We start from the raw sequence: 7,245 nt of genomic DNA, 5'->3' as shown, positions 1-7,245 counted from the left end.
GCGAGAGGGGAAACCTCCGTGGGAAGTCCCAAGACAAAGGTGGGCTGGATGAGGTTCTCCTCCACGAACTTTTCGAAGAGCTCCGTCAGTATTAAGAAACGGCTTTCGCCCCCCTCGACGTCAACGCCTCTCGCCCTGGCAAAACTGCGGGCCTTCTCATCGTCCTGGGGCCCAAACTCGAAGATGTCGAAGCCCGTTGTCTCCCTCACCAGTTCGGCCATGGTGGCCCGCCTGAAGGGGGGGTGGAAACTAATGGGCGTGCCCTGGTAGACCACGTCCCTGCCACCGACGGCATCGGCCGAAGCGACGATCAGTTCCTCCGTGAGGTTCATAATGTCCTCGTAGTCGGCATAGGCCCAATAGACCTCCATGGAGGTGAATTCCGGGTTGTGCATCGTGTCTATTCCCTCGTTCCGGAAGTTCTTGCCTATCTCGTAGACGCGGCCCAGCATGCCTACGATGAGCCGCTTGAGGTATAGTTCCGTAGCGATCCTCAGGTACATTTTTATTCCCAGGGCGTTATGGAAGGTCTGGAAGGGACGGGCGTTGGCCCCCCCGGCAAGGGTGGCGAGGATGGGGGTCTCCACCTCGAGAGTCCCATGATCCTCGAGAACTTTCCTGAAGGTGGAGATAATCCTCGATCTCTTCCGAAAGATCTCCCGAACGTCGGGATTGGCGATCATATCCACATACCTCTGGCGATACCTGATCTCCGTCTCCTTCAGGCCATGCCATTTCTCCGGAAGCGGTCGAAGGGCCTTGGCCAGGAGGACACACCTCGTGACGAGGATGGAAAGCTCGCCCCTCTTGGTCCTGAAGGGATAACCCACCACGCCCAGCATATCCCCGGTATCGACCCATTTCTTGAAGAAGGCGTATTCCTCCTCGCCCATGGTGTCCACCTGTAAATACAGCTGGATGCTCGAGGTCTCGTCGGCGAGATCGGCGAAGGTGGCCTTGCCGTGCCTCCTGATGATCATGAGGCGGCCGGCGGTCACAATTTCCGTATCGTCCTTTTCATCCTCGGCAAGGCGGTTGAAGTTTTCACGAACAAAGTCCAGGGAATGCTTTTTTATCCATTTCTCATGGGCGAAGGGGTCGTACCCCTCCTCCTCGCGGAGCCTCAGCAATTTCTCCGTGCGTTGCCTGAGGATTTCGTCCTCCTGTTCTTCAGTACCTTCAGGTAACCTTTCTTCGATCACAAAGCTCGCTCCTTTCTGGTGATGGTCTACACTCTTCGAGCACCTCGCTGATTCCGCGCCAGTCAGAGGTGTCGGAAACGGCCCGCCTGAATCGCGAAGCTCCGTTAAACCCTTTAAACATACCCGAGAGTAAACGCTTGAGCAAGACGATGGCGGCTTTTTCCCCTTCTTCGTTCAATATGGTCTCCCCAAGGGAGACCATCAGGTCCGCCCTGGAACAGGGCGATGGCGTCAATAATCCTTCATCCACGGGAAAACCGCAATGGTCCAGTATGGCCGGGATCAGGAAGGGATCTTTCATCGCTCCCCTGGCGATGAATACGGCGGAGCACCCCTTCTCCAGCATCTCCAAGGCGTCCCCGGGTGAAAAGATATCACCGCTTGCGGCTATCATGCCGGGGAAGGCCTTGGCAGCGTCGATAACGACGCTTTTATCCGCCATTCCCCCGTACTTCTGGGCGGGCAGGCGGCCATGAATGCAAATATGGGAGGCGCCCGCTTCCAGCAACATGCCGGAAAAGGCAAGGGTATCCATGGAGGACGCAGGGGGAGACTTCCTGGTCTTCACCCAGACGGGAAGCCCCAGCGGTACCAAGGCTCTCACCATGGCGGAGGCGACCTCGGGACGCCCAAGCAGGCTTGAACCAGCGCCCTTTCTGGTCACCTTCGGCATGGGACAAGCCATATTTATACCAATGGCTTCAAAGGATGAACAACTTAAAGCCCTCTGGGCGCCCTCGTAAAGGGTCGCCGCGTCGGGGCCAAAGAGCTGAAGAACGACGGGCCTCTCGCCTTCGACGGTCTTGAGCATGGAGAAGGTCTTTCGGCTTCCATGGACGAGCCCGGCGCAGCTTATCATTTCGGTGTGGACCAGCCCTGCGCCAAGACCCCTGAAGAAGAGCCTTGTCGATGGGAAGGTCACACCAGCGAGAGGTGCCAACCAGATGGGGTTTTCCACATCGACCCCACCCACTCGCGCTGGGAAGGAACCGGCATCGAAAGGTATCTCAGATCACTCCTCTTACCCTCTCGTAGATCAGCCTGAGACCCTTGAGGGTAAGCCAGGGTTCCACGGCGCTTATGGCGCTCGATATCGGCGCTATGACTTCGGCCTGGCCGCCGGTGGCGATAACTTTGACTTCTTCGCCCAGTTCTTTCCTGATCCTTTCTACCAGGGAATCCACCATCCCGGCGAAACCGTAAAGGAAGCCGGACTGCATGGAATCCCTCGTGTTCCTCCCTATCACGCTTTCGGGCAAGTCAAAGGAAACCTTGGGCAACTTCGCCGCCTTGCCGAACAGGGCCTCCATGCTGACCATCAGTCCCGGCGCGATGGAACCTCCAAGGTATTCCCCGCGGGACGATAGGGCATCGATGGTGATAGCCGTGCCGAAGTCGACGATGAGAAGGGGGCACCCGAAAAGGTCTATGCCTGCAACGGCATTGACAAGCCGGTCGGCGCCCACTTCCGAGATATGATCGTATAAAACGGGAATGCCGATATCGGAAAGATTTGTGACTTTGAGGCATTCCACCGATAGGAAGCGCCGGACGCACTCCTCCCAGGGAGCGTCGAGGGGGGGGACCACGCTGCAAAGGGCGGCCCCGGTAATATCAGCAGGCCTGATCCCGGCAAGGGTCAACAGGTTGAAAAGGCATATCCCCAGTTCATCGGAAGTGTGCCTCGCGGAGACGAGCCTCCAGCGCTGGACCAGTTCCTTTCCGTCGCAGATTCCGATGACCGTGTTCGTGTTCCCGATATCGACGACCAGGAGCATGACCTCACCTCCAGGAGAAGTGCCTCCTACCCTGGCCCCTTTCTATAGCAAAGCCAGGAATAGGGCGATAGAGACAGCGAAAAGGGCCGCCCGGACTCTGCGAAAACCCAAGCCGGCCAAGACCATGTAGGCCGTCAGGGCCATCCCTGAAAGAGCTAGTACCCCCGAATAAGGAGCCTCCCAGGGCATCAAGGAAGCTGCCAGATCCGCAAATCCGCCCCAGGCGGAAAAAAGACCTTCCCCCGCTTGGGCCAGGAGCCAGCCTCCCGGTATCCCCGCCAGGGAAGGAAGGGCGAGGAAAAAAGCCAGAGGCAGAAGAAGGGTGAAAACCGGCACGGCCAGGAAATTGATGGCCATGCCCGCGACCGGCACGAAACCGAATACTCCAGTGACCATCCCCGCCGTAGCCAACCAAAGTACGATCGGTGCTGCCACCCGGCTCCCTTTTCCCCCTCCGCTGAAAAGACATGAAAGGACCAGCGCCGCCGTCATCGACAACCTCCATCCCAGGTCCCAGAAGAACCAGGGACGCCAGAAAAGGAGGAACAACCCCGCCACGGAAACGGCGTTCAGGGTCGAGGAAGGCCTTCCCAGCCATTTTCCAACGAAACCGGACTGGATCATCAACCCGGCTCGCAGGGCGCTGGCCGAGGCTCCCGCGCAAAGGATATAAATCCACATAACCAGCGATGCCACAGGAATCCTAAAGGGACCCGGGGGAATGAGAAGGAAGATCACCAGGGTCACCATCCCCGTATGAAGACCCGAGACCGCCAGGATATGGGATGTGCCCCACGTGGAGTGCCTCTCCGCCAAATCGGGATCCCTGCCGCCGAGGAGAGCTGCGAGGAGATGGCCCCTCATCAGCGGGGGCAAGTTCATGAGTATCCTATCTTTCAAGTTCCTTCTAAGTCCGAGGATCCCCGCCCCACCCTCACCGGTCAATTGGATGCCGGGGCGTCTTATCTTGCCGACGGCTCCCCTGGACTTCCAGAACCGGGCTTCGTCGAAATCTCCTTCTTTTTCCGCCTTTTCCAACGGCGCGGCCACTCCATCGATCTTAACACGATCTCCCTCCCTGAAAAGCGAGGAGGGTGGCAGGTGCACCACGTATTTTCCTCCGGGAGTATCGACGAGTACTACCCTTCCCCTTCCCCATGGTCTTTCATAAAGCACCGTTCCCGTGGAAGAAACCTGAAAGGGGTCAAATTCTCCCCGGTGAACGCGTGGGATGAGAATGACCGAGCCGGCAAGGGTGAAAAGGGCCACCAAAAGGAAGACCGCCATGCCGTCCGGCGGTATCCTTTCGACGGAACCTGCCAGGACAATGAACATCCCGGCTAAAAGGGCCGCAACGAGTGAAACGGCAAGGGGGATCCCCTTTGCGTCAAGGAAGAGCAGAAGACAGTTGGCCGCCAGGGCCACGAAGGCCGGAGCCCTGGCCAAGGGCCCTAGGGGGATACCGTTACCAGATCCCTGATCGCCGAAAGCTTCTTTTCCCCTATTCCCTTCACTGAAAGGAGATCCTCCACGCTGGAAAATCTTCCCCGCTCCTCTCTATGCCTGATGATCTCACCGGCGAGTTTGGGGCCGATGCCGGGAAGAGACTCGAGGGCCGCCGCGCCGGCCTTGTTTATATCGATGGGGCCAAAGTCGGACCCCGGGAAGCCGCCACCCTGGTATCCAGGGGGCTGGCCCGGAGCATCGCCCTCGCGGGGCACATGAACGTGCATACCGTCAGAAAGGATCAGGGCCATGTTGAAGGCTTCCGGATCGGCTTCCGCGCTGAGCCCCCCCGCCTGATCGACCGCGTGGTAAACCCTGGTCCCACCGGGGAGCCTGTAGACACCAGGCCTCATGACGGCCCCCGTGATATAAATTACCCATTGGTCTTCCAGGATCTTTTCCCCGGAGAAGGTCTGCCCGGGAGTATCCCCCGAGGGCTGGACCGCCCCCATCGTTGAGACGGGGGCCGGTCCCGCCACCTGGCCCGAGGGGTTTTTATCCCATTTACCCGTGAATAGTGAAACGAGAAACCCCGCCAATACCAGGCACGCAACCCCGCCTGCCAGGAAGAGCAATCCTCGCCTGGTATGTGAGACCTCCATGCTCTCTCACCGCCCCCGAAGGTTTTCCTGCCGATCCCGCACCTGCTCTCCGACCAGGTGCCAGTTCCCTGCCCCGGTGATCCTCACCGTGACGAAAGAACCCATCAGAGTGGGCTCTCCAGGGAAGATGACCACCTTGTCTGAAGGAGTTCTGCCTTGCAAAAGGCCTTCCCCCTTTGGCGCCGAACCATCAACCAAGACGGTGAAGGATTTTCCCACGTGGTCCCGGTTGATTTCCTTGGATATTTCGGCCTGAATTTCGTTGATCTCTCTCAGCCTTCGTCGCTTCTCCGCCGCTCCAACCTGGCCGTCCATGCGGGCCGCCGGCGTCCCTTCCCGGGGTGAGAAGGCTGCAGTATGGATGAGGTCGAACCGGAAACGCCCAACGACCTCGAGCGACTCCTGGAAATCCTTGAGGGTCTCCCCCGGAAAACCGACAATCAGATCGCTGGTAACGGCCGCGGCGGGGAGAGATGTCCTGATCATTTCCAGTATCGAGGCATAGCCTTCGACGGTGTAGCCCCTGTTCATGGCCTTCAGGATCCGGTCACTCCCCGACTGTATCGGAAGGTTGATGGCTGGGCAGATATTATCATACTTAGCCATGACTTCCACTACGTCCGGGGTGAGGTCCCTCGGATGGGACGTGGCGTACCTGAGCCTTTTTACACCCTTGATAAGGGCCACGTCCTTGAGAAGGCTTGAGAAAACATAACCGTTGTCGAAATCCCTTCCGTAGGTGTTGACGTTCTGGCCTATAAGAGTGATCTCCCTGACCCCGTCGGAAGCGAGGCTTTCTACTTCCCGGAAGATATCATCGGGATCCCTCGAGACGAATCGTCCCCTTACATGGGGCACAATGCAGTAGGTGCAGAAGTTATCGCACCCATGGGCGATCGTGATGAAGGCTTTCCATGGATTTGAGCGGGCCAGGGGGATCTCTGACAGGTCGTCGAGGGCCGTGGGATCCTCGTCGATGATGGCGATATCCTTGCCGGTGGCCATAACCTCCTCCAGTGCCGCCGGAAGCCTCCCCAGGCTCCGTGGGCCGCAAACGAACCTCACCGGGGGGAAGCGCTTGAGCAAAAGGGGACCGACTCTCTGGGCCATGCATCCCACCACGGCGATAACCAGATCCTTTCGGCTTGAAGCCAGCCTTCCAAGGTCGCTCCACACTTTCTGCTCGGCCTTGTCGCGTATGCTGCAGGTGACGAAGAGGATCACCTCGGCTTCTTCCTCGGGCGTCTCTTTCCAGCCCTTGAACGCCAGGGACGTTCTGATCCTATCCGCATCGTAAACATTCATCTGGCACCCGAAAACGTTTATGCTGAAGCGGTACAATTCCCGGCCTCCATGTACAATATGATCCGTGAAGGAATTACTTCACCACGAAATGATACCACCTTCGCGCCTGTGAACGGGAAGGGAGGCCGGATCATGCCCGGAGTAAGGAAAATCGTGATGATCCTGGGAGCATTGTCCCTCGCCATCACCCTGGCGACCTCGCCAGGCTCCGCCGAAAAAACGCCATACCCGCTCCCCGATATCATCGGGTGGAACTTGGAAGACAGGGTATCCATGGAACTCGAAACGCCCTCGGAAGAGCTTGGCTGCCGAGTGGAAGGAATTTATAAACGTCGTACCGATAACCACTCCGTCTTCGTGGTTCTCGTTAAGGGACCTGGAACCCTCTGGCAAGGCCTTCCCGAGGGGGAGATCAACACTGACGACGGGCCTATCGGTTCAGGGGCCACGTTCAGCACCCTTAAAATAGGCGGCCGCAAGGCGGTCATCGAGTGCCACCCCCTGACGGGCAGAGTCCTGGTGGTGGAAGTGTCTCCTGACTTCACCCTGACCTTCGAGACACGGTACGAGGACGTCGAACTGGAAAGGTTCGCCTTGGCATTTCTTGAAAAACTGGATTAGTAAGGGGGAAAAAAAGAAGGGCATTGTACCTTAGGACTTCCTGAACCACTTCTTTCCGAGATCGTCCAGGTAGCCCTCAGCCGAAAGGGCTTCAAGGGCGGAGTTGACCTCTTCGAGGAGTAGCTCGTCGATCTTCCTGACGGCAAAACCCATCGCTTCAGAGGTTACACGGCCGGAGAAGGCCACCACGAGTCCCTCTCCGAAAGAAGGATCATCGGCGAGATACCTCTC

The 7,245-nt window shown here is 58.2% G+C and carries 8 protein-coding genes; 1 reads left to right on the top strand and 7 read right to left on the bottom strand.

Annotation, left to right across the window (positions count from 1 at the left end):
• The 6 genes from GX108_07200 to miaB all read right to left on the bottom strand — a co-directional run.
• Positions 1-1,202, bottom strand: a 1,202-nt coding sequence (locus tag GX108_07200) for a lysine--tRNA ligase (protein NLO56817.1), incomplete at its 3' end; no start/stop codon positions are given.
• The gene (locus GX108_07195) at positions 1,180-2,160 is read right to left on the bottom strand and encodes a tRNA-dihydrouridine synthase family protein (protein NLO56816.1); all 981 of its coding nucleotides are present in this window, start codon (positions 2,158-2,160) and stop codon (positions 1,180-1,182) included. The genes GX108_07195 and GX108_07200, both read right to left, overlap by 23 nt.
• Before the next feature lie 49 nt (positions 2,161-2,209).
• Positions 2,210-2,980 (bottom strand): type III pantothenate kinase, encoded by a 771-nt coding sequence (locus GX108_07190; GenBank protein NLO56815.1) that lies wholly within the window; start codon positions 2,978-2,980, stop codon positions 2,210-2,212.
• Positions 2,981-3,022: 42 nt separating this feature from the next.
• On the bottom strand, positions 3,023-4,426 hold the full coding sequence (locus GX108_07185; GenBank protein ID NLO56814.1) for a ComEC/Rec2 family competence protein: 1,404 nt from the start codon (positions 4,424-4,426) through the stop codon (positions 3,023-3,025).
• Positions 4,427-4,431: 5 nt separating this feature from the next.
• Positions 4,432-5,088 carry a competence protein ComEA gene (locus tag GX108_07180; GenBank protein ID NLO56813.1) on the bottom strand — a complete coding sequence of 219 codons (657 nt, stop codon included), beginning with the start codon at positions 5,086-5,088 and terminating at the stop codon, positions 4,432-4,434.
• Between the two features lie 6 nt (positions 5,089-5,094).
• Positions 5,095-6,429: a tRNA (N6-isopentenyl adenosine(37)-C2)-methylthiotransferase MiaB gene (gene miaB / locus GX108_07175; protein NLO56812.1), complete on the bottom strand. Its 1,335-nt coding sequence runs from the start codon at positions 6,427-6,429 to the stop codon at positions 5,095-5,097.
• A 96-nt stretch (positions 6,430-6,525) separates the two neighbouring features.
• Between miaB and GX108_07170 the strand changes: the two genes are divergently transcribed.
• Positions 6,526-7,014: a hypothetical protein gene (locus GX108_07170; GenBank protein NLO56811.1), complete on the top strand. Its 489-nt coding sequence runs from the start codon at positions 6,526-6,528 to the stop codon at positions 7,012-7,014.
• 30 nt (positions 7,015-7,044) lie between these two features.
• Here GX108_07170 and GX108_07165 read toward each other — a convergent pair.
• On the bottom strand, positions 7,045-7,245 hold a 201-nt coding region (locus tag GX108_07165; protein NLO56810.1), incomplete at its 5' end, for a transporter substrate-binding domain-containing protein.

The sequence above is a fragment of the Thermovirga sp. genome (assembly GCA_012523215.1).
Taxonomy (GTDB): Bacteria; Synergistota; Synergistia; order Synergistales; family Thermovirgaceae; genus 58-81.
Note: the sequence above shows the minus strand (reverse complement) of the source record. Positions and strands in the feature narration are given on the sequence as shown.

Excerpts from the sequence above, each read along its gene's own strand:
- GX108_07190 (NLO56815.1), bottom strand. The coding sequence starts at position 2,980 with ATGCTCCTGGTCGTCGATATCGGGAACACGAACACGGTCATCGGAATC.
- GX108_07180 (NLO56813.1), bottom strand. The coding sequence starts at position 5,088 with ATGGAGGTCTCACATACCAGGCGAGGATTGCTCTTCCTGGCAGGCGGG.
- GX108_07170 (NLO56811.1), top strand. The coding sequence starts at position 6,526 with ATGCCCGGAGTAAGGAAAATCGTGATGATCCTGGGAGCATTGTCCCTC.